The organism is Agromyces selenitireducens, from assembly GCF_052748465.2.
Genome location: NZ_CM188259.1, coordinates 2800081 through 2820372, shown reverse-complemented (window position 1 = coordinate 2820372; position 20292 = coordinate 2800081). Strand labels below are relative to the sequence as shown.

The 20292-nt window shown below is 72.8% G+C and carries 20 protein-coding genes, 1 tRNA gene and 1 pseudogene; 13 read left to right on the top strand and 9 right to left on the bottom strand.

All coding sequences use genetic code 11. The features are described from left to right. Positions 1 to 70: 70 nt before the first annotated feature. Entirely contained in the window at positions 71 to 1231 is a 1161-nt protein-coding gene (gene galK, locus ACULK4_RS13215; RefSeq protein WP_445966045.1) for a galactokinase, read from the bottom strand. Further along, positions 1228 to 2379 (bottom strand): galactose-1-phosphate uridylyltransferase, encoded by a 1152-nt coding sequence (gene galT, locus ACULK4_RS13210; RefSeq protein WP_445966044.1) that lies wholly within the window; start codon positions 2377 to 2379, stop codon positions 1228 to 1230. Before galT ends, galK begins: the two co-directional genes overlap by 4 nt. An 83-nt stretch (positions 2380 to 2462) precedes the next feature. Between galT and ACULK4_RS13205 the strand changes: the two genes are divergently transcribed. Together ACULK4_RS13205 and ACULK4_RS13200 are read left to right on the top strand one after the other, a co-directional pair. Further along, complete coding sequence (locus ACULK4_RS13205) at positions 2463 to 3293, top strand: DeoR/GlpR family DNA-binding transcription regulator (protein ID WP_445966043.1); 831 nt, start codon at positions 2463 to 2465, stop codon at positions 3291 to 3293. Between the two features lie 10 nt (positions 3294 to 3303). Beyond that, positions 3304 to 4230 carry an aldose 1-epimerase family protein gene (locus ACULK4_RS13200; RefSeq protein ID WP_445966042.1) on the top strand — a complete coding sequence of 309 codons (927 nt, stop codon included), beginning with the start codon at positions 3304 to 3306 and terminating at the stop codon, positions 4228 to 4230. 33 nt (positions 4231 to 4263) lie between these two features. Here the strand turns inward: ACULK4_RS13200 and ACULK4_RS13195 are convergent, their stop codons facing one another. Together ACULK4_RS13195 and ACULK4_RS13190 are read right to left on the bottom strand one after the other, a co-directional pair. After that, positions 4264 to 5442 (bottom strand): MarP family serine protease, encoded by a 1179-nt coding sequence (locus tag ACULK4_RS13195; RefSeq protein WP_445966041.1) that lies wholly within the window; start codon positions 5440 to 5442, stop codon positions 4264 to 4266. Between the two features lie 121 nt (positions 5443 to 5563). Then, on the bottom strand, positions 5564 to 6229 hold the full coding sequence (locus tag ACULK4_RS13190) for a fasciclin domain-containing protein (protein WP_445966040.1): 666 nt from the start codon (positions 6227 to 6229) through the stop codon (positions 5564 to 5566). Between the two features lie 179 nt (positions 6230 to 6408). Here ACULK4_RS13190 and ACULK4_RS13185 point away from each other — a divergent pair, with 179 nt between their 5' ends. The 8 genes from ACULK4_RS13185 (at position 6409) to ACULK4_RS13150 (ending at position 14959) form a co-directional block, all read left to right on the top strand. Continuing rightward, entirely contained in the window at positions 6409 to 7095 is a 687-nt protein-coding gene (locus tag ACULK4_RS13185) for a DedA family protein (RefSeq protein WP_445966039.1), read from the top strand. 117 nt (positions 7096 to 7212) lie between these two features. Beyond that, a complete protein-coding gene (locus ACULK4_RS13180) occupies positions 7213 to 8544 on the top strand; it encodes an adenylate/guanylate cyclase domain-containing protein (RefSeq protein ID WP_445966038.1) in 1332 nt (443 codons plus the stop codon). Continuing rightward, positions 8541 to 9893: an adenylate/guanylate cyclase domain-containing protein gene (locus ACULK4_RS13175; protein WP_445966037.1), complete on the top strand. Its 1353-nt coding sequence runs from the start codon at positions 8541 to 8543 to the stop codon at positions 9891 to 9893. The genes ACULK4_RS13180 and ACULK4_RS13175 overlap by 4 nt, the downstream gene beginning before the upstream one ends. 159 nt (positions 9894 to 10052) lie before the next feature. Further along, on the top strand, positions 10053 to 10643 hold the full coding sequence (gene sigK, locus ACULK4_RS13170; protein WP_445966302.1) for an ECF RNA polymerase sigma factor SigK: 591 nt from the start codon (positions 10053 to 10055) through the stop codon (positions 10641 to 10643). After that, positions 10640 to 11572, top strand: a complete 933-nt coding sequence (locus ACULK4_RS13165) for an anti-sigma factor (protein WP_445966036.1) — start codon at positions 10640 to 10642, stop codon at positions 11570 to 11572. Before sigK ends, ACULK4_RS13165 begins: the two co-directional genes overlap by 4 nt. A gap of 132 nt (positions 11573 to 11704) precedes the next feature. Then, positions 11705 to 12754, top strand: coding sequence for an LLM class F420-dependent oxidoreductase (locus ACULK4_RS13160; RefSeq protein WP_445966035.1), 1050 nt, complete (start codon positions 11705 to 11707; stop codon positions 12752 to 12754). Between the two features lie 313 nt (positions 12755 to 13067). Next, positions 13068 to 13511: an SRPBCC family protein gene (locus ACULK4_RS13155; RefSeq protein ID WP_445966034.1), complete on the top strand. Its 444-nt coding sequence runs from the start codon at positions 13068 to 13070 to the stop codon at positions 13509 to 13511. Beyond that, entirely contained in the window at positions 13508 to 14959 is a 1452-nt protein-coding gene (locus ACULK4_RS13150; protein ID WP_445966033.1) for a phytoene desaturase family protein, read from the top strand. Before ACULK4_RS13155 ends, ACULK4_RS13150 begins: the two co-directional genes overlap by 4 nt. Before the next feature lie 43 nt (positions 14960 to 15002). On the opposite strand, the pseudogene ACULK4_RS13145 reads toward ACULK4_RS13150, so the two are convergent. The 4 genes and pseudogenes from ACULK4_RS13145 to ACULK4_RS13130 form a co-directional block, all read right to left on the bottom strand. Next, positions 15003 to 15254, bottom strand: a pseudogene (locus ACULK4_RS13145) (STAS domain-containing protein); the annotation flags it as partial. Positions 15255 to 15389: 135 nt separating this feature from the next. After that, the gene (locus ACULK4_RS13140) at positions 15390 to 16151 is read right to left on the bottom strand and encodes an aquaporin (protein WP_445966032.1); all 762 of its coding nucleotides are present in this window, start codon (positions 16149 to 16151) and stop codon (positions 15390 to 15392) included. After that, on the bottom strand, positions 16148 to 16798 hold the full coding sequence (locus tag ACULK4_RS13135; RefSeq protein ID WP_445966031.1) for an arsenate reductase ArsC: 651 nt from the start codon (positions 16796 to 16798) through the stop codon (positions 16148 to 16150). Before ACULK4_RS13135 ends, ACULK4_RS13140 begins: the two co-directional genes overlap by 4 nt. 193 nt (positions 16799 to 16991) lie before the next feature. Then, positions 16992 to 17067 (bottom strand) — tRNA-Lys (locus tag ACULK4_RS13130). Between the two features lie 87 nt (positions 17068 to 17154). On the opposite strand from ACULK4_RS13130, the gene ACULK4_RS13125 reads away from it, so the two are divergent. The 3 genes from ACULK4_RS13125 to ACULK4_RS13115 all read left to right on the top strand — a co-directional run bounded on the left by ACULK4_RS13125 (position 17155) and on the right by ACULK4_RS13115 (position 19438). Continuing rightward, a complete protein-coding gene (locus tag ACULK4_RS13125; protein ID WP_445966030.1) occupies positions 17155 to 17793 on the top strand; it encodes a DNA-directed RNA polymerase subunit beta in 639 nt (212 codons plus the stop codon). Between the two features lie 239 nt (positions 17794 to 18032). Next, positions 18033 to 18923 (top strand): aminodeoxychorismate lyase, encoded by an 891-nt coding sequence (locus tag ACULK4_RS13120; RefSeq protein WP_445966029.1) that lies wholly within the window; start codon positions 18033 to 18035, stop codon positions 18921 to 18923. Between the two features lie 80 nt (positions 18924 to 19003). Then, positions 19004 to 19438 (top strand): OsmC family protein, encoded by a 435-nt coding sequence (locus tag ACULK4_RS13115; RefSeq protein ID WP_445966028.1) that lies wholly within the window; start codon positions 19004 to 19006, stop codon positions 19436 to 19438. Positions 19439 to 19490: 52 nt separating this feature from the next. Here ACULK4_RS13115 and pstB read toward each other — a convergent pair whose 3' ends face one another. Then, positions 19491 to 20270, bottom strand: a complete 780-nt coding sequence (gene pstB, locus ACULK4_RS13110; protein ID WP_445966027.1) for a phosphate ABC transporter ATP-binding protein PstB — start codon at positions 20268 to 20270, stop codon at positions 19491 to 19493. Positions 20271 to 20292 lie beyond the last annotated feature (22 nt).

The following is a 20292-nucleotide window of genomic DNA, read 5'->3' as shown; positions in this document are numbered from 1 at the left end:
CCCAGGGGTGCGGGGTGCGGGCGTGCGGCGAGGGCCCAGGGGTGCGGGGTGCGGCGTGCGGGCGCGCCGCCTACGCGTCGCGTCGCGCGCCCTGGGCCGCGTGCACCGTGAAGGTCGCCGGGTCGCGGTGGCCGCGCTCCGCGAACGCCTCGCGGACCGCGCCCGCGACCATCGGCACGAGGTCGTCGGCGACGAGCGCGATCGCCGCGCCCCCGAAGCCGCCACCGGTCATTCGCGCGCCGATCGCGCCGTTCGCCTGCGCGGTCTCGACCGCGAGGTCGAGCTCGGGCACCGAGATCTCGAAGTCGTCGCGCATCGACCGGTGCGACGCGTCGAGCAGCGGGCCGATCGCCGCGGGGCCGTGCTCGCGCAGGGTGCGAACGGTGTCGAGCACGCGCTGGTTCTCGGTGACGACGTGCCGCACGCGGCGGAAGGTCTCGTCGTCGAGGAGCTCCCGCGCCCGGTCGAGGTCGTCGATGTCGACCCAGCGCAACGACTCGACGCCCAGCGCCAGGGCACCCGCCTCGCACGACGCGCGCCGGGCGGCGTACCCGCCGGTGGCGTGCGAGTGGCTCACCCGGGTGTCGATCACGAGCAGCGACAGCCCGGCCTCGGCGAACCCGAGCGGGATCACGTCGGCATCGAGGCTCCGGCAGTCGAGGAACACCCCCGCGTCGGCCTCGCCGAGGAGCGACGCCGACTGGTCCATGATGCCGGTCGGCGCACCGACCGCCCGGTTCTCGGCGAGCTGCCCGACCTTCGCGAGCGTCGGCCGGTCGAACCCGAGCGCCCAGTGCTCGTCGAGCGCGAGGGCGACGGCGCACTCGATCGCGGCCGACGACGACAGTCCGGCGCCGACCGGGACGTCGGAGTCGATGTGCAGGTCGACCCCGCGCGCGTGGAGGAGGTCGGCACCGAACTCGCGGAGCGCCCACACCACGCCGAGGGGGTACGCCGCCCAGTCCGAGACCGCGTCGGGCGCGAGCTCGTCGAGGTGCACTTCGACGACCTCGGGCGAGAACGTCGACGCTACGCGCACGACCCGGTCGGCGCGATCGCCGACGGCGACGGTCGTGCGGCGGTCGATCGCGAACGGGAACACGAAGCCGTCGTTGTAGTCGGTGTGCTCGCCGATCAGGTTGACCCGACCGGGCGCCGACCAGACGCCGACGGGGCGCCGGCCGTACTGCTCGGCGAAGCGGTGCTGGGCGGATGCCACGGCGTCGGTCACAGCTCGACTCCTTCGATCGCGTCGCGCAGGGCGCGCGCCTGCGTCTCTGGGGGGACGTCGCCGATCCACGCGCCCATCGCGGCCTCCGAGCCGGCGAGGTACTTCAGCCGCTCGGCGGCGCGGCGCGGGCTCGTGAGCTGCATGGTCAGCCGCACCTCGTCTCGCCGCTCGTGCACGGGCGCCTGGTGCCACGCGGCGATGTACGGCGTGGGGGTGTCGTACAGGCGGTCGACACCGCGCAGCAGGCGCAGGTAGAGCGTCGCGAGCTCGGCGCGCTCGGCCTCGCTCGTCGCGGCGAGGTCGGGCACCTGGCGGTGCGGCATGAGGTGCACCTCGACGGGCCAGCGCGCGGCGAACGGCACGAACGCGGTCCAGTGCTCGCCGCCGATGAGCACGCGGTCGCCGCGGCGCTCTCGGTCGAGGATGTCGGCCTGCAGCGAGGGCCCGTACGCGTCGATCGAGGCGAGCAGGCGCTCGGTGCGCGGGGTCACGTACGGGTAGGCGTAGATCTGCCCGTGCGGGTGGGGGAGGGTGACGCCGATGTCGCGGCCGCGGTTCTCGAACGGGAACACCTGCTGCACGCCAGGGAGGGCCGAGAGCGCCGCGGTGCGGTGCGCCCACGCCTCGATCACGGTGCGGGCGCGCGAGGCGGACTGGGTGCCGAACGACCCCTCGTGCTCGGGGCTGAAGCACACGACCTCGCAGCGGCCGTGCGACGGGTGGGTGCGGTCGAGTCCGACGGCGCGCAGGTCTGCGAGGGTGGATGCCGCGGCATCCGTCGACGACCCCCAGTCGGGCAGTTCGGGGCCGAACGACGGCGAACGGTTCTCGAACACGGCCACGTCGTACACGCTCGGGATCTCGGAGGGGTTGGTCTCGGTCTGCGGCGCGAGCGGATCGGCCTCGGCGGGCGGGAGGAACGCGCGGTTCTGACGGGCGGCTGCGATCGAGACCCAGTCGCCGGTCAGGGGATCCTGCCGCATCTCGGCATTGGCGGGCCGCGGGTCGAGGGCGCGAGCGTCGACTGCGCGGTCGGGGCCGAGCACGGTGTCGGCGTCGTCGAAGTAGATGAGCTCGCGCCCGTCGGCGAGGGTCGAGCGTCGCACGGCGATGCGAGGGTCGAGGATGCCGGGTTCCGTCTGCTGCACGCCGTCACGCTACGCGATCTTCGTTTGAGAAACAAGATGGTTTCGTATTGCAAAGTCCGCGCACGCCCGCGAAGATGAATCGCATGGATCCCGAACGCCCGCCCCGCGACGCGTCCCGTCGGCGCACGCTCGCCGCCGACCTCGTGCTCGAGCGGGGCTTCGTGCGCGTGATCGAGCTCAGCGAGTCCTTCGGCGTGACGCCCGTCACCGCCCGGGCCGACCTCGACGTGCTCGAGCGCGAGGGGCGCGTCCGGCGCGTCCACGGCGGCGCGGTCCCGCCGGGCGCGGGTCCCGACGAGCCGCGGCCCGAACGCGAGCCCACGTTCGAGGAGGCGCTCGAGGCATCCGTCGTGCCCAAGCGGCTGATCGGGCGGCGCGCCGCCGCGCTCATCCGCAGCGGCCAGAGCGTCATCCTCGACGTCGGCACGACCACGCTCCAGGTCGCGAAGGCGCTGCGCGCGCGCCCCGACCTCGACGACCTCACGATCTTCACCAACGGCCTGTCGATCGCGCTCGAGCTCGAGCCCGAGATCCCGCGCTTCACCGTCGTCGTCACGGGCGGCACCCTCCGGCCGCGCCAGCATTCGCTCGTGCATCCGCTCGCCGGGTCCGTGCTCGACGAGGTGCACGTCGACCTCGCCATCATCGGCTGCAACGGCGTCGACGTGCGGAACGGCGTCACGAACGCGAACCTCCCCGAGGCTTCCGTCAAGTCGCTCATGCTGCGCCGCGCGCAGCGCGCGGTCGTCGTCGCCGACGCGTCGAAGCTCGGCGAGGTGCACCTCGGCCGCGTCGCCCCGGTCGACGCGTTCGACACCCTCGTGACGGATGCCGCAGCCCCGGGCGTGCTCATCGGCGAACTCCGCGACGCCGGCCTCGACGTGCTCGTCGCCCGCGAGCCCGAGCGGTCATAAGGTGGAGAGCATGACCCTCCCGACGGGCGAGCAGTTCGAACTCGAGACCACCACCTCCACTGGGGATGTCCGCGCGACCGTCACGGCCGTCGCCGCGGGCCTCCGCTCCCTCACCATCAACGGCATCGACCTGGTGCCGGGCTTCGGCGAAGACGAGACGCCGCCGTCGGGCTCCGGGATCGTGCTCGTGCCCTGGCCGAACCGCATCCGCGACGGCAGGTGGCGCCACGACGACACGACGTACCAGCTCGCGATCACCGAGCCGGCCCGCGGCAACGCGATCCACGGGCTGCTCCGGTACGCCGAGTACGCGCCCGTCGAGCAGGACCGCGACTCGGTGACGCTCGCCGCGACGATCCACCCGCAGATGGGCTACCCGTTCACCGTGCGCACGGCCGTCCGGTACGAGCTCGTCTCCGACGGGCTGAAGGTCACGCACTTCCTCGAGAACCTCGGCGGCGATCCCGCCCCGGTCGCGGTCGGCACGCACCCGTTCCTGAAGATCGGCGGCGTGCCGACCGAGGACCTCGTGCTCCGCCTCGACGCGGCGAGCCACATCGAGGTCGACGATCGCCTCCTGCCCACCGGCGAGGTGTCCGTCGAGGGCACCGAGTGGGACTTCCGCGAGGGCCGGCGCGTCGGCGACGTGCAGCTCGACGATGCGTTCGGCGAGCTCGGCTCGGTCGACGGGATCGTCGAGCACACGCTCACCGCCCCCGACGGCCGCTCGGTGGCGGTGTGGGCCGACGACGAATTCGCGTACGTGCAGGTCTTCACCACCGAGAGCTATCCCGGCGAGTCGAAGGCCATCGCGGTCGAGCCGATGACGGCGCCCGCCGACGCGTTCAACTCGGGCAAGGGCGTGCGCTGGCTCGACCCGGGCGAGCAGTGGGAGGTCAGCTGGGGCATCCGCTTCGGTGGGTTCACTGCCGAATAGGCGGCTCAGCGGGTTCACCGCCGAACAGCCGCCTCAGCCGACGCAGCTGCCCGAGTCGACCTGGTCGTTCAGCGACGGCGCGTCCGCAGCGAGCGGTTCGAGCGCGCCGACGGTCACCGCGAAACCCACGTTGTCGACCGTCTGCGACTTGGCGAACACCACGCCGCCGACGAGGCCGTCGCCCGTGAGCACCGGCCCGCCGGAGTTGCCCTGGTCGACGTCGGCCGCGAGCGTGACGACGTCGCGCGACGCCGTCGCCCCGTCGACCGAGATGGTGAGCGGCCCGGAGGCCATGACCCGCGCCGGCCGCAGCTCGAGCGGCCCGCCGTACGGGTAGCCGGCGACGGCGACGTCGTGCTCGGCCGCGGGGGGCTCGGCGAGGCCGAGCGGCGTCACGCCGAGCCCGTCGGTCGCGATCACGGCGAGGTCGTTCTCGGGATCGAACGCGACGACCCGCCCCGACACCGGGCTGCGGCCCGGCGCATGCACGATCGGGTCGTCCACGCCCGCGACGACGTGCGCGTTGGTGACGACGCGATCCTCGGCGACGACGAAGCCCGAGCCGGTGAGGTTTCCGCCGCACTCGAACGCGAGCCCGGTGATGCGCACGACGGATGCCGCGGCGGCCGACAGCTCGGGATCGTCGACGCCGCCCGACGGCAGCTCGGGCGCGACCGACGGGCCGTCGATGACGCCCACGAGCCACGGGATCGCCTCGCCGACCGCAGCGCCGCGGAGCTCGGCCATGAGCGTGCGGGCCGGCTGCGGGGTGACCTCGTCGATGCCGCGCACGACCCACGAGTTCGCCACGGCCGGCGAGACGACGGGCACGCCCATCGCCGACACGCCCGCGCCGACGAGCGCGATCACGAACGCGGTCACCATGGTGTTGCCGATCGCCCCGAGCACCCGGTCGATCGGGCCGAGCTTCACCGCGTCGGCGCCCTGCCGGAGTGCGCGCCCGAGCGCGGCGCCGAGCGACGACCCCGCGATGAGCAGCAGGATCGCGAGGGCGATCGCGATGGGTGCCCGCCATTCGGGCGCGGGGATGAAGGAGACGACCCACGGCATCGCGAAGTACGCGGCGATGCCGCCCGCGATGAGGCCGAGCAGGCCGGCGGCGGTGCGCAGGAGCCCGGCACGCCATCCGTGCACGAGCGCGCCGATGAGCACGAGCACGAGCACGATGTCGAGGATGAGGCTCCAGCCCACGCGGGGTCTCCGATCTTCACGGGGACCTCAAGCGTCCCGCACTCGGCTCGGAACGCGCTGAAGGCGCCCGGACCGGGCCCGGGCGCCTGCAGGCGGATCGGCTGCCGAGCAGCCGCAGCGACTACTGCGGGAGCAGCACCGTGTCGACGAGGTAGACGGTCGCGTTCGCCGTCATGACGCCACCGCAGATGACGCCGGCGTCGTTCACCATGAGCTCGTCACCGGAGCCGGTCACCTCGACCGTGCCGCCCTGGACCGTTGCATGGGTTCCGACGACCTCGTCCGGCATGAGCTGGCCGGGCACCACGTGGTACGTGAGGATGGACGTGAGCAGTTCGCTGTCGGTCTTCAGCGTCTCGATGGTCGCGGCGTCGATCTTCGCGAACGCGTCGTCGACGGGCGCGAAGACGGTGAACTCGTCGCCGTTCAGCGTGTCGACGAGGTCGACCTCCGGGTTGAGTTCGCCGGACACCGCCGAGACGAGGGTCGTGAGCAGCGGGTTGTTGGATGCCGCCACCGCGACCGGGTCCTGGGACATGCCCTCGACGGAGCCTGCGCCGTCCGGGACCTGCTCGGCGTAGCCCGCGCAGCCGGGGCCGACGAGGTTCGCGGCGGGGTCCGCCATCGACTCCTCGGTCTCCATGGGCTCCTCTGACATCGTGGCCTGGTCGTCGGCTGCGGGCTCGTCGATCGAGCCGGCGCTGCATCCGGCGAGGCCGAGCGCGGCGACGGCCACGATCGAGAATGCGGCGAGCGTGGTGCGCTGCGTGCGGAACGTGGATCGCATCGGTCTTCTCCTTCGGTGTGCGGCCCGCCCCTCGGGGCCGTCATGCAGGGATTCGGGGCCCGGCGCCGCACGGTTTGGTCGAGATCCGCCCGGGCGTGTCGGCGAGCGGATGCCACGCCCGGGCCGCCGCGGCTCCGGCGGTCAGGGATCGCCCACCGGCATCACATACGCTCGAACCCATGACGACGACCCCCATCGCCGCCGCAGAACCCGAGCTCACCGGCCTCGCCGCGTGGGCCGTCGACCTCATGGAGACCCTCGGCGCCCCCGGCGCGGGACTCGCGATCGCGCTCGAGAACCTGTTCCCGCCGCTGCCGAGCGAGGTGATCCTGCCGCTCGCGGGCTTCACCGCGAGCCAGGGATCGTTCACGCTCGTCGAGGTGCTGTTCTGGACGACGCTGGGCTCGGTGCTCGGCGCGGTCGCGCTCTACACGATCGGGCGCGTGCTCGGCCGCGAGCGCACGCGCGTGATCATCAAGGCGGTGCCGCTCGTCGACGTCGCCGACGTCGACCGGACCGAGCAGTGGTTCCTCGACCACGGCAAGAAGGCCGTCTTCTTCGGCCGCATGATCCCGCTGTTCCGCAGCCTCATCTCGGTGCCTGCGGGCGTCACCCGCATGAACGTCGTGCTGTTCCTGCTCCTCACGACCGCGGGCAGCCTGATCTGGAACACGGTGTTCGTGATGGCGGGGTTCTACCTCGGCGAGAACTGGGAGGTCGTCGAGCCGTGGGCCGACGGGTTCCAGGTGCTCGTGATCGTCGCCGTCGTCCTCGCGGTGGCCGCGTTCGTCGTCAAGCGCGTCCTCCGCAACCGCGAGCACCGACGCCGCCTCGCGACGGGCGAGGACACCCCCGGCGGCATCTGACCTCGCTTCCGCCACCGACAGGTCCCCGGGCACTAGCGTTGGACCCGTGACCGGGGGAGCCTCGCGGGGTCGTGGTCGCACCGTCCCGTTCGGACGGCGGTGCGCCGAGGTGTCGTCGTGATCCCGGCGACGTCCTTCGTCCGGAGCGGAGACGCCGACATCGCCTACAAGGTCGTCGGCGAAGGGGACCGCGACCTGCTGGTCGCCTTCCCTCTCCTGTCGAACGTCGAGGTGTTCTTCGAGCTCGCCGAGAACGCCGACTTCGTCGAGCGGCTCGCGAAGCTCGGTCGCGTCATCCTCTACGACAAGCGCGGAACGGGGATGTCGGAGCGCACCACCGGGCCCGTGGAGATCGAGCAGCACAGCGACGACCTCATCGCGGTGCTCGACGCCGCCGGCAGCTCCAGGGCCGTCCTCCTCGGGTGGTTCGACGGCGGCGCCACGTGCCTGGTGACCGCGGCCCGCCACCCCGGCCGCGTCGAGTCCGTCGTCGCGGACGAGGTGCTCGCCGTCGGCCGGCCGGCCGACGGGTTCCCATGGGGATTCAGCCCGCGGTTCGGTGAGGCGGCCGTGCGGGCGATGATGGAGCTGGGCTGGGGGAAGGCGGCGGCGGTGCGCATGATGGTGCCGGAGTGGGCCGGCGACGCGCGCCTGATCGACTGGGTGACGCGCTACGAGCGGCTCTCCTCGACGCCGAGCGGCGCGGCGCGGATGCTCAAGGACGCCGCGGACCTCGACATCCGCGCCTACCTCCAGGAGGTCGCGGCGCCCGTCCTGGTGATCCACGACGTCGACTACCCCGGGGTGCCCGTCGAACCGTTCGAGTGGATCGCCGAGCACCTGCCCGGAGGGCGGCTGAAACTGGTCCATCGGCAGGTCGCCGCACCGCTCATGCTGCCCTCCGACGACCTTCTCGACGAGATCGAGGAATTCCTCGTCGGCACCCGCAGCGGAGGCACGCGCGAGCTCGTCGCCGCCGTCTTCACCGATGTCGTCGGCTCGACGGCGGGCCTGGCCGAGTCCGGTGACCAGCGGTGGAGCCACCTCCTCGCTGCGCACCGCGAGTCGGTCCGACGATCGCTCGCGAGATTCGGCGGTCGTGAGGTGAACACTGCCGGCGACGGATTCCTCGCGTGCTTCGCACTGCCCTCCTCGGCGCTCCGGTTCGCACAGGACGCCGTCGCCGAAGCCGGCGAGATTGGGCTGAGCCTGCGCGCCGGGGTCCACTGCGGCGAGGTGCTCGTCCGGGACGACGACCTGGTCGGGATCGCGGTGCACGTCGCGGCGCGCGTGGCCGCGCTCGCCGGCTCGGGCGAGGTGTTCGCCACCGACACCGTCCGGGTCCTCGTCGACGGGTCGGGTCTGCGATTCAAGCCGGCCGGCGAGCACGCGCTGAAGGGCGTTCCGGGCGACTGGTCGCTGTTCCGGCTGGCGGGGGCCGCATCGTGATCCCCCCGACGCGGTACGCGGATCGGGACGGGGTCGACCTCGCGTACAAGGTGTTCGGCGAGGGCGACCGCGACATCGTGCTCGCGTTCGCCTTCATCTCGAACGTCGACGTGTTCTGCGAACTGCCCGAGCACCTCGAGTTCATCGAGCGCCTGCGGTCGCTCGACGCACGCGTGATCCTCTTCGACAAGCGAGGTACGGGCCTCTCCGACCGCGGCGGCCTTGACGCGAGCGTCGAGGACCACGCCGACGACCTCGTCGCGATCCTCGATGCGGTCGGCAGCACGCGCGCCGTGCTCATCGGCTGGTTCGACGGCGGAGCGACCGCGCTGGTCGCCGCGGCCCGGCATCCCGAACGCGTGGAGGCCGTGATCGCCTACGAGGTGCTCGCGGTCGGCCACTCGGATGCGGGGTTCCCGTGGTCGCTGGATGCCGCATGGGCGGCGAGCCTCATGCGCGGGCTCGAGACGTCCGAGTGGGGCCACGGCGCGTTCGCGCGCGAGTTCTGGGGCACCGAGGGCGGCGAGCGGATCGTGGCGTGGTGGAAGCGGTACGAGGGCATGTCCGCGACGCCGTCCGCCGCACGGCGCCTCGCGGCGGCGATGGGCCGGCTCGACGTACGCCCGTACCTCGCGGACGTGCGCGCGCCGGTGCTCGTCCTGCACGACCCGGGGTTCCCGGCGATCGACGAGGCGCCCATGCGATGGCTCGCGGATTCGCTGCCGGAGGGCCGGCTCCGGCTGGTGCGCCGGAACTCCGTGCTGCCGCCGATCCTCCCCGACGGTGCGCTGGTCGACGAGATGGAGGAGTTCCTCACCGGCACCCGGACCGGCGGCCGCCGTGACGTGCTGGCGACCGTGTTCACCGACATCGTCGAGTCCACCGCCGAACTCGCCCGCACGGGCGACGAGCGCTGGCGCAACCTGCTCGCCGCGCACGACGAGGCGCTGCGGCGTTCCATCGCGCGATACTCGGGAACCGAGGCGAACACCACCGGCGACGGCATCGTCGCGACCTTCCCGCTGCCGTCGTCGGCGCTGCACTTCGCCGCGGAGGCGATCGACGGCGCGGCCGCGCTCGGGCTGGAGCTGCGCGTCGGGGTGCACGCCGGCGAGCTGATGCTGCGCGGCGACGAACCGGTCGGTCTCGCGGTGCACGCGGCGGCGAGGATCTGCGCGCTCGCCGACCCGGGACGCATCCTCGTGAGCGACACCGTCCGCACGCTGCTCGCCGGGTTCCCGTTCGGCTTCGAGCCTGCCGGGGAGCACGAGCTGAAGGGCGTGCCCGACCGGTGGCGGCTCTGGTACTGCGTCACCGGCCCGGACGGCGGCGACGCCCGGGCGGGGTGACGGCGGCTCGCGCGCGTCGCGGCCGCCGGGCAATCCCCGCACGCCTCGGCACCGAATCACCTGCGACCCCGGAAAACGCAGGAGCACCGCATGACCGTCGCACTGGCACACGCGCGAGTCGCGCTGCCGACGGTGCGACGACGCACTCGACGGTCTGTCATGCTGGAACGCGTGGTGGACGCGCAGCCCGAGGCCGCGGGATCCGACCCGACCGTCGACGACCTGCTCGTCGCGGCCGGCGGCGGTGACCGTGCCGCGTTCGGCGCGCTCTACGACCGCACGTCGGCCCGCGTGTTCGGTCTCGTCCGGCGGATCGTGGTCGACCCCGCGCAGGCCGAGGAGGTGACGCAGGACGTGTACCTCGAGATCTGGCAGACCGCCCCGCGGTTCGACCGCGACCGAGGTTCGGCGGTCTCGTGGATGTTCACGCTCGCGCACCGTCGCGCGGTCGACCGGGTGCGTTCCGCGCAATCGGCTCGCGACCGCGACCTCCGCGTCGGCGCTCGCGACCTCGACGTCCCGGTCGACACGGTCGCCGAGTCGGTCGAGGTGCGCATCGAGCACGAGCGCGCGCACGAGGCGCTCGCCGGCCTCAGCGAGCTGCAGCGCGAGTGCGTGGCGCTCGCCTACTACGGCGGGCTGACCCAGTCCGAGATCGCCGAGCGGCTCGGGGTGCCGCTCGGCACCGTGAAGACCCGATTGCGCGACGGGATGATCCGCCTGCGACATCTGCTGGGGGTGACCGCATGACCGAGCCCGAGTTCCCGGGCCGCGCCGATCCCGTCGGGCCCGACGACCTGCTCGCCGCCTACGCGCTCGACGCCGTCACCGACGAGGAGCGCGCGATCGTCGAGCGCCACCTCGCCGAGTCGCCCGAGGCGCGTGCCGAAGTCGACGCGTACCGCGAGGCCGCCGTCGGGCTCGCCGGCGAGGCGCCGCCGGTCGCACCGCCGCCGTCGCTGCGGGCATCGATCCTCGACCGCCTCGACGACGCACCCCAGGTCGGCGCGCCGTCGGGCGCCGTCGACGCGGTGACGGATGCCGCGGCACCCGCCCCGCACGTCGCGGTCGGCGACGTCGCGTCGACTCCGGTCGAGGCGCTGCTCCCGCCGCCCGCGATGCCGCTCGCCCCGATCGGACCGGCCCCGGTCGCCACGCCCGCCGAGGCCATGGCTCCCGTCGGCGCCGGGCCCGCCGAACGCGCTGCCCGACGCCGTTGGTTCCAGCGGCCCGGCGCGATCCTCGCGTCGGCCGCGGCCGCCGTGCTGCTGATCGCGGGTGCCGTGGTCGGCCTGAACTGGGCCGGCACCGCCGGTTGGGGGGCCCAGCGCGACGTGCAGGCGGTCGCCTCGGCCGACGACGCGCAGACCGCCACCGTCGAGGCTGCGGGCGGCGGCGAGGTCACCGTCGTCTGGTCGGAGCAATTGGGCAGGTCCGCGATCCTCGCCGAGGGGCTCCCCGACGTCGGGGCAGACGAGACCTACGAGCTCTGGTACATCGACGCGTCGGGCGACGAGCTCGCCGCGACCCCGGCCGGGCTGTTCGACCCAGACGGGGGAGCGGCGTACGTCGTCCTCGACGGCGAGTTCGAGCCCGGCCTGCTGATCGGCATCACGGTCGAGCCCGCGGGCGGCTCCGAGGCGCCGACGAGCGCCCCGATCGTCGCGGTCGAGACCTGAGACCCGCGTGCCGCGGCGCCTCCCGGGATCGGGTGCGCCGTGGCATCCGTTCGCCGTCGGCTAGGGTCGTCATGGCCGCGCCGCGCGTCGGCCCGACCCGACCACCCACCCCACGACGACGAGGAGTGACGCATGCGCGTCGGCATGTTCCTGAACTACGCCGGAGGCTTCCGCGAGGTCGCGGACGAGGTCACCGAGCTCGAGGCCGCGGGTGTCGACCTCGTCGCCGTCCCCGAGGCGTACTCGTTCGACGCGGTCAGCCAGCTCGGGTTCCTCGCGGCGCGCACCTCGCGCATGACGCTCATGAGCGGCATCCTGCAGCTGTACACGCGCACGCCCACGCTCACGGCGATGACCGCCGCGGGACTCGACTACGTCTCGGACGGCCGCTTCGAACTCGGCATCGGCGCGTCGGGCCCGCAGGTCATCGAGGGCTTCCACGGCGTGAAGTACGACGCGCCGCTCGGTCGCACGCGCGAGATCATCGACGTGTGCCGCATGACCTGGCGGCGCGAGCCCGTCGTGCATGCCGGCCGCAACTACCGCATCCCGCTCCCCGAGGGCGAGGGCACCGGCCTCGGCAAGCCCCTGAAGCTCATCAACCACCCCGTGCGGGAGCGCATCCCGATCACGGTCGCGTCGCTCGGCGCGAAGTCGGTCGCGCAGACCGCCGAGATCGCCGACGGCTGGCTCCCCATGTTCTTCCACCCCGAGCGCGCCCGCGACGTGTGGGGCGGCGCGCTCGAGGAGGGGCTCGCCAAGCGAGGCCCCGAACTCGGCGCGCTCGACGTGTTCGCGAGCCCGGCGCTCGCCATCACCGACCGGCCGGATGCCGCGGCCGCCGCCATCGCCGCCGTGAAGCCGAACCTCGCGCTGTACGTCGGCGGCATGGGCGCACGGGGCAAGAACTTCTACAACGACCTGATCGCGAGCTACGGCTACGCCGATGAGGCCGCGACGATCCAGGACCTCTACCTGGCCGGACGCCGCGACGAGGCGATCGCCGCGGTGCCCGACGAGCTCGTGCGCGCGATCTCGCTCATCGGGTCGCCCGCGGAGGTCGCCGAGCGGGTGGCGGCGTTCGCCGCGGCGGGCGTCACCACGCTCAACGTGACCCCGCTCGCGCGCGACTCGGCCGAGAGGGTGGCGCTGATGCGAGGCTTCCGCCGCATCGTGGGCTGAGCCCGGGCTGCGACGGGGTACACGGCTTCCCTGAAACGGGGTACGTGGGGCCCTCCGGTCCAGCCCCCGTTCGAGGGTGTAGGTAGGGCGAGGGCGAGCGCGTACGCTCGGTGCACCGCACCTTCGGGTTGCGGCAGGGGAAACCTGGGGGTGGGGCTGCCGTGGCGGGGCGACGAGGCCGATTCGACCTCGACCCCCGCCAGGCGGTGCCCGAGTCGCGGCATCCGTCGAGGGGGTTGCCAGTGACCGGTGACCCGCCCATAGCATCGGAGCAGAGGCCGTGCGCGGGTGCGCCTCGGCCGGGGGAGGACCGATGTCCCAGAACGTGCGGCGGCTCGCCTGCCCGCCCGAGGCCGTGTTCGACGTGCTCGCCGAGGGCTGGCTCTACCCGGTGTGGGTTGTCGGTGCGATGCGCATGCGCGACGTCGACCGCCGGTGGCCCGAGCCGGGCAGCCGCCTGCACCACTCGGTCGGCATCTGGCCGGTCTACCTCGACGACGTCACCGAGTCGCGCGAATGGGACCCGCCCCGACGCGCGGTGTTCCGGGCGAAGGGCTGGCCGGTCGGCGAGGCGGTCGTCGCGATCGAGGCGAAGCCCGTCTCCGGCGGTTGCCTCGTCCGCATCTTCGAGGAGGCCGTCGTGGGACCGGCGCGATTCGTCCCGTCGCTCATCCGGCAGCCGATCCTGCACTTCCGCAACACCGAGACGCTCCGCCGGCTCGGCTACATCGCCGAGGGCCGCTGGGAGGGCAAGTGACCGACGCGGTCGACGCGATCGTCGTCGGGGCCGGCCCGAACGGCCTGGCCGCGGCCGTGACCCTCGCCCGCGCCGGCCTGTCGGTGCGCGTGTACGAGGCCGCGCCGAACGCAGGCGGCGGCGCCCGCACCGACGAACTCACGCTGCCGGGGTACCGGCACGACGTGTGCTCGGCGGTGCACCCCATGGCGCTCGCGTCGCCGTTCTTCCGCGAGTTCGGGCTCGAGCGTCGCATCGACCTGCGGCTGCCGCCGATCTCCTACGGGCACCCGCTCGACGGCGGCCGCGCCGGACTCGCCTGGCGAGACCTCGACCGCACCGCGGACGGCCTCGGCCGCGACGGCCGCGCGTATGCGAGCCTGCTGCGGGGGCTCGCCGCGAACGCCGACGCCCTCATGGACACCGTCGGCTCGTCGCTCGTGCGCGTGCCGCGGCATCCGCTCGTCGCCCTGCGCTTCGGACTCGCCGTGCTCGAGCAGGGATCCCTCGCCTGGAACGCGCGGTTCCGCGAGGACGTCGCGCCGGCCATGCTCACGGGCGTGGCCGCGCACGCCATCCGGCCCATGCCGTCGCTCGCGACCGCGGGCGCCGGGCTCGTCCTCGCCGCGCACGCGCACGCACGTGGCTGGCCCATCCCGGTCGGCGGCAGCGGCGCGATCGTCGACGCCATGCTCGACGACCTGCGCGCGCACGGCGGCGAGGTGGTGACGGATGCCGCGATCGACGACCTCGCGGTCCTGCCTCCCGCTCGCGCGGTCGTGCTCGATGTGACTCCGCGCGCCCTCGACGGCATCGCCGGAGACCGCCTGCCCGACCGCTACCGCAGGGCGCTGCGCCGGTTCCGGTACGGCAACGCCGCAGCGAAGGTCGACTTCGCCCTCTCGGGACCGGTGCCGTGGGCGAACCGCGCGCTCGCCGAAGCCGGCACCGTGCATGTCGGCGGCAGCCGTGCCGAGATCGCCGCGGGGGAGCGCGAGGTCGCCCGCGGGCGGCATCCGGAATCGCCGTACGTGCTCGTGTCGCAGCCGTCGATCGTCGACCCGACCCGCGCACCCGCCGGGCACCACACCCTGTGGACGTACACGCACGTGCCCGCCGGGTCGACCGTCGACCCGACGGAGGCGGTCGTGCGCCAGATCGAGCGGTTCGCACCCGGCTTCCGCGACGTGGTGCTCGCCTCGTCGGCGCGGTCGGCCGTCGACCTCGAGGACGACAACGCCAACTACATCGGCGGCGACATCGCATCCGGGGCGCCGACGTTGCTGCAGCTCGTGCGGCGGCCGGTCATCTCACCCGACCCGTGGCGCACGCCGCTGCGCGGCGTCTACCTCGCGTCGTCGTCGACCCCGCCCGGCCCGGGCGTGCACGGCCTCGCCGGCTGGCACGCGGCGCAGAGCGCGCTGCGCCACGAGTTCGGCGTGACCGCGGCGCCGGAGCTCGGTTCCTGAGCCGGCGGCGGCACCGTCGACCGGGAACTGCCCGGCCGGACTCCTAGTGACCTGCGCCGAGGTTGCCGGCAAGGCGGCCGTGTAGGTGCGTGCTGGCCTCGTTCATGCCGACGATGATGGCGCGCTTGCCGTGGTGCTCGTACTTGTTGGTGATGCTGTCGAGCGCTGCGACGGTCGAGGCGTCCCAGATGTGGGAGCCGGACATGTCGATGACCACCCGCTCGGGGTCGTCGGCGTAGTCGAACTGCGTCGTGAGGTCGTTCGACGAGGCGAAGAAGAGCTCGCCGATGACCGCCGGGCGGCGATGACGGGTTCGACCGCTACCTCGCCGAGGCGCGCGCGACGCGAGACGCTCCGAGAGCAGCTCGCGATGGCCGACGAGTTCGTCGAGCGGCTCTCGCGCCTGGCGTGAGCGGATGAAGCGGACCCGTCACGCCGCGCCATCCGCTCGCCGGCCGCGGGCGATCGCGCCGGCGCCCACTGCCGGGACCACGTCCCACCTCGGAGCGCCGGCGGGTGTGCTTCGCGGTGACGGGAGCAGTCCGATCACGGCGACCCAGCCGACGGCCGCGCCGACGACCTGGGCGAGCACGTACGCGAGGACGGCCGACGGCGCGATACCGGCGAAGGTGTCGGTGAACGCGCGCCCGATCGTGATCGCCGGGTTCGCGAAGCTCGCCGAGCTCGTGAAGAAGTAGGCCGCGCCGATGTAGGCGCCCACGGCGGGGGCGATCAACGTGCCGCGGTTCGTGCGGGTGAGCACGAAGATCACGAACACGAGCCCCGCGGTCGCGACGACCTCGGAGAGGAGGTGAGCCGCGGTGAGCCGGTCGGTTCGGCTCCAGGCGACGGCGGGCTCGTCGAACATGAGGTTCGCCAGCACCGTGCCGGCGATGCACCCGAGCACCTGCGCAGGCGCATAGGCGGCGACGTCCCGCCACGGCCGCCCGCCGAGCGCCGCATCGACCGCAGACACGACCGGGTTGAACTGGGCCCCCGAGACCGGAGCGAGTACCCAGATGAGCACCGTCAGCCCGAAGGCGGTCGCGACGGCGTTCTCGAGGAGCTGCAGGCCGGTGTCCGAGGGGGAGAGCCGTTGCGCTGCGATGCCGGACCCGACGACGACGACGGCGAGGCCCGCACTGCCGATCCCCTCGGCGGCGACGCGACGCGCGGACGCGGGGCCCGTCACGGCCGCACGGGCAGGATCTCGACGAGCAGGCGCTCGACGTGCGCGCGGATGTCGTCGCGGACCCGCCGGACCCCGTCGAGATCGAGGTCCGCAGGGTCCTCGAGTCGCCAGTCGAGGTACCGCTTGCCGGGGTAGACCGGGCAGGCGTCGCCGCAGCCCATCGTGATCACCGCGTCGGCGGCGCGGACGACGTCGTCCGTCAGGGGCTTCGGGAACTCCTCGCCGAGGTCGTAGCCCAGCTCGGCCATGACCTCGACCACGGCCGGCAGGATCTCCTCGCCGGGCTGCGACCCGGCGGACCGGACGTGAACGCGTCCTGCGCCGAGCTCGCGCATGAGCGCCGCCGCCATCTGCGACCGGCCCGAATTCTGCACGCACACGAAGAGCACTTCGGGAACCGCCTTCGGGATGACGCCCTTCGACTGCGCCAGCGCGGTGAGCCGTTCGTTCGCGAAGCGGTAGGCGAGGCTCGGCAGGTGCGTGGTGATCCGTGCGGTCCGCTTCAGGGCGGCGTACGACTCGAACACGACTCGCTCGGCCGTCTCGGCGCTCACGATGCCGTCGAAGTGCGACGCGAGCCGCTCTGCGCTGCGCTGCAGCACCTCGTGCGGGTCGTCGAGCGCTCGGAGCCCGTCTCGCATGGTCATGCGGACCCACCCGGCTCGTGGGCGGTCACGGGGCTGCAGGCGAACATGGGACCTCGCTTCGATCGACGATACCCAAAGCATAGATCGAAATCTATGTGTCGTGTCGACTGGGCGCGCGGAAGTTCACCGGGAGTTCAACCGGATGGTGGAAGGCGGGCACGCCGGGCCGGGGCGAAACACCCGAGGGGAATCCTGGTGGGCCCCGTCGGGCTCGAACCGACGACCTACGGATTAAAAGTCCGCTGCTCTGCCAACTGAGCTAGAGGCCCGGAATTCAGACTACCGCCCGCTCGTCCACCCCTCACCGCGTCCGCGCAATGGGCTGCCTCGCAGTCCACAGCGGTATCGTGTCCGCGATGAACGCAGACTTCCACCGTCCTACGCGCTTCCCGCCGCGACTGTTCGAGGGCTACCTCGGCGCGGAGGACCCGGCGCAGGTGAGCCGCGTCGCGCACGACACCGCCGCGGCGGTTCTGTCGCGCGTGCGCGCCGACCCCGACCCCGAGGTGGTCTCGCGGCTCGTGACGTACACCGACGAGCACGGCATCGACGCGATCGCCGAGCTGTGGTCGCAGGCCTCGCCGAAGAGCCTGCCCGGCGCGCTGTGGCGCATCTACCTGCTGCGGACGATGATCCGGCAGGATGCCGCGGGCGTGAGCCTCGCCTACCAGCGCGGGACCGAGGTGTCGCGCACGATCGACCAGGTCGTCGCGGGTGCGCCGACGCCGGCGGGCCCGGCCGAGATGCGCGAACTCGCCGACGTGATCCTCCGCGGCGTATTCTCCGGCGACTTCGCCGCGGCGCTCGAGCGCGCAGCCGCCTTCAGCCGGGTGGCGGCGATCGGGTTCACCAGCCTCGCCGACGACGCGGATGCCGCGGACGCCGCGCACCCCGACCGCCCCGGACTGCTCACGCGTCGAGCCCTGCGACTGTCGGCGCTCGCCGAGGAGCTCGCGGCCTGCGCGCGCCTGTGGCGCCACGACAGTCTCGACTGAGCGGGTTGGCGCCCACCCGACACGCCCGGCCTGCACGCCGACCGCCGCTGAGGAATAGTCCCCAGCGAACCCTCGTTTACACTTGTCGTGGCCGGTCGCAGTAACCCCGGGCTCCAAATCTCGCCGCTTCGAGCGGCCTCGCGCCGAGAGGCGTTCTGCGGCCGGCCACTTCCATGCCCGCGGGCCGCCGGACGGAAGAACACCGGACCCGCGGCAGGGCTCGGGCGTAGCATCGGAGCATGGCCGATACCGTCACGTTCCTCGTCGATCCGCTGCCGACCGACGTCTCGCCGCAGTTCCTCGAGTCGTCGTTCCGCGAGGTCGAGCCCGGAGCGGGCGCGCTCGCGGTGAACGACCTCGCCCCGCATCGCGGCGACGGCGTGTTCGAGACCCTCGCCATCGTCGACGGGCACGTGCAGGAGGTCGAGCCGCACCTGGCGAGGCTCGCGAACTCCGCCCGCCTGTGCGAGCTGCCCGAGCCGAACCTCGACCAATGGCGGCTCATCATCGCGCGCGCGGCGGAGCGCGTCCCGTCCGAGGGCGAGTTCGCGCTGAAGCTCGCAGTCAGCCGCGGCATCGAGGACCCGGGCCCGAAGGCGACCGGATGGGTGCACGTGACGCCCGGCGCCGACTTCCGTGCGGCGCGGGAGCGCGGCATCCGGGTCATCACGCTCGACCGCGGCGTATCGAACGGTGCAGGTGAGCGTGCCCCGTGGCTGCTGCTCGGAGCGAAGACGCTGAGCTATGCCGCCAACATGGCGGCGATCCGCGAGGCGAAGCGCCGTGGGGCCGACGACGCGATCTTCGTCTCGTCCGACGGGTACGTGCTCGAGGGGCCGACGTCGAGCGTCATCGCGCGGCTGGGCGATGTGTTCGTGACGCCGCCGCCCGAGGCCGGCATCCTGCACGGCACCACCCAGCGCAGCATCTTCGCGCACCTCGAGGCTCAGGGGCGCACCGCCGAGTACCGCGACCTGATGGTCGACGAGCTGCGAGCAGCGGATGCCGCGTGGCTCGTCTCGAGCGTGCGCATGGCCGCCCCGATCGTCGAGCTCGACGGCGCCCCGATGCGCGTCGACGCCGACGCGACGGCCGAGCTCAACGCCTACCTGCTGTCGCCGCGCGATTGAGATCGGGGGTCCTTGGACCCGGGTACGTCGCACCGTCGGGGCGTAGCGTCGGCTTGGTCCCCGAGTCCCGGAGGTTCCGCATGAGCACCGTGCCGACGACGTACATGGTGCACGCGCGCACCACGGGCGAGGCTGCCGAGGTGGTCGCGGCCGACGCGACGATCGGCATCGACGCGCGCTGGGGCGCCGAGCCGGCCGGGCTTCCCGGACCGGCGGAGCTGCTCGCCTCAGCGTTCTCCGCGTGCCTGCTGAAGAACCTCGAGCGCTCCCGGGCGATGCTCTCGTTCTCGTACGACCACGCCGACGTGCGCGTCGTCGCGCGTCGCCAGGACGCGCCGCCGAAGTTCGTCGAGATCTCCTACGAACTCACGATCGCGACCGACGAGAGCGCGAGACGGGTCGAGCTCGTGCATCGCAACCTCCAGAAGTACGGCACGGTCTACAACACCCTCGCCGCGGTCTGCGACGTGCACGGCGAGGTGATCGCGGTCCCCGTCGCGCGCCGCGGGGACTGACGACGGCCCGCCTCCATGGGGGAGACGGGCCGCCGTGGAGGGGAGATCCGGATCAGCCGAAGCGACCCGAGACGTAGTCCTCGGTCGCCTTCTCCGACGGGTTCGAGAAGATCGTGGTGGTGTCGTCGTACTCGATGAGCTTGCCGGGCTTGCCGGTGCCCGCGATGTTGAAGAACGCGGTCCTGTCGGAGACCCGCGACGCCTGCTGCATGTTGTGGGTGACGATCACGATCGTGTAGTCCTGCTTGAGTTCCTCGATCAGGTCCTCGATCGCGAGGGTCGAGATCGGGTCGAGCGCGGAGCACGGCTCGTCCATGAGGATCACTTCGGGCGAGACCGCGATCGCACGGGCGATGCAGAGGCGCTGCTGCTGGCCGCCGGACAGGCCGGAGCCCGGGCGGTCGAGGCGGTCCTTGACCTCGTTCCAGAGGTTCGCGCCCATGAGCGACTTCTCGACGAGGTCGTCGGCGTCGGACCTCGAGATGCGCCTGTTGTTGAGCTTCACGCCCGCGAGCACGTTCTCCTTGATCGACATCGTCGGGAACGGGTTGGGACGCTGGAACACCATGCCCACCTGTCGACGGACGAGCACCGGGTCGACGTCGGGATCGTACAGGTTGTTGCCGTCGATCAGCACCTCGCCCTCGACGCGCGCGCCGGGGATGACCTCGTGCATGCGGTTGAGGGTTCGGAGGAACGTGGACTTGCCGCAACCGGAGGGACCGATGAAGGCAGTCACGCTGCGGGGCTCGATCTCGAGGGAGACGCCCTCGACGGCCAGGAACTTCGAGTAGTAGACGTTGAGGTCGCGGACCTCGATGCGCTTGGACACGGGTTTCCTTACTGGGGTTCTG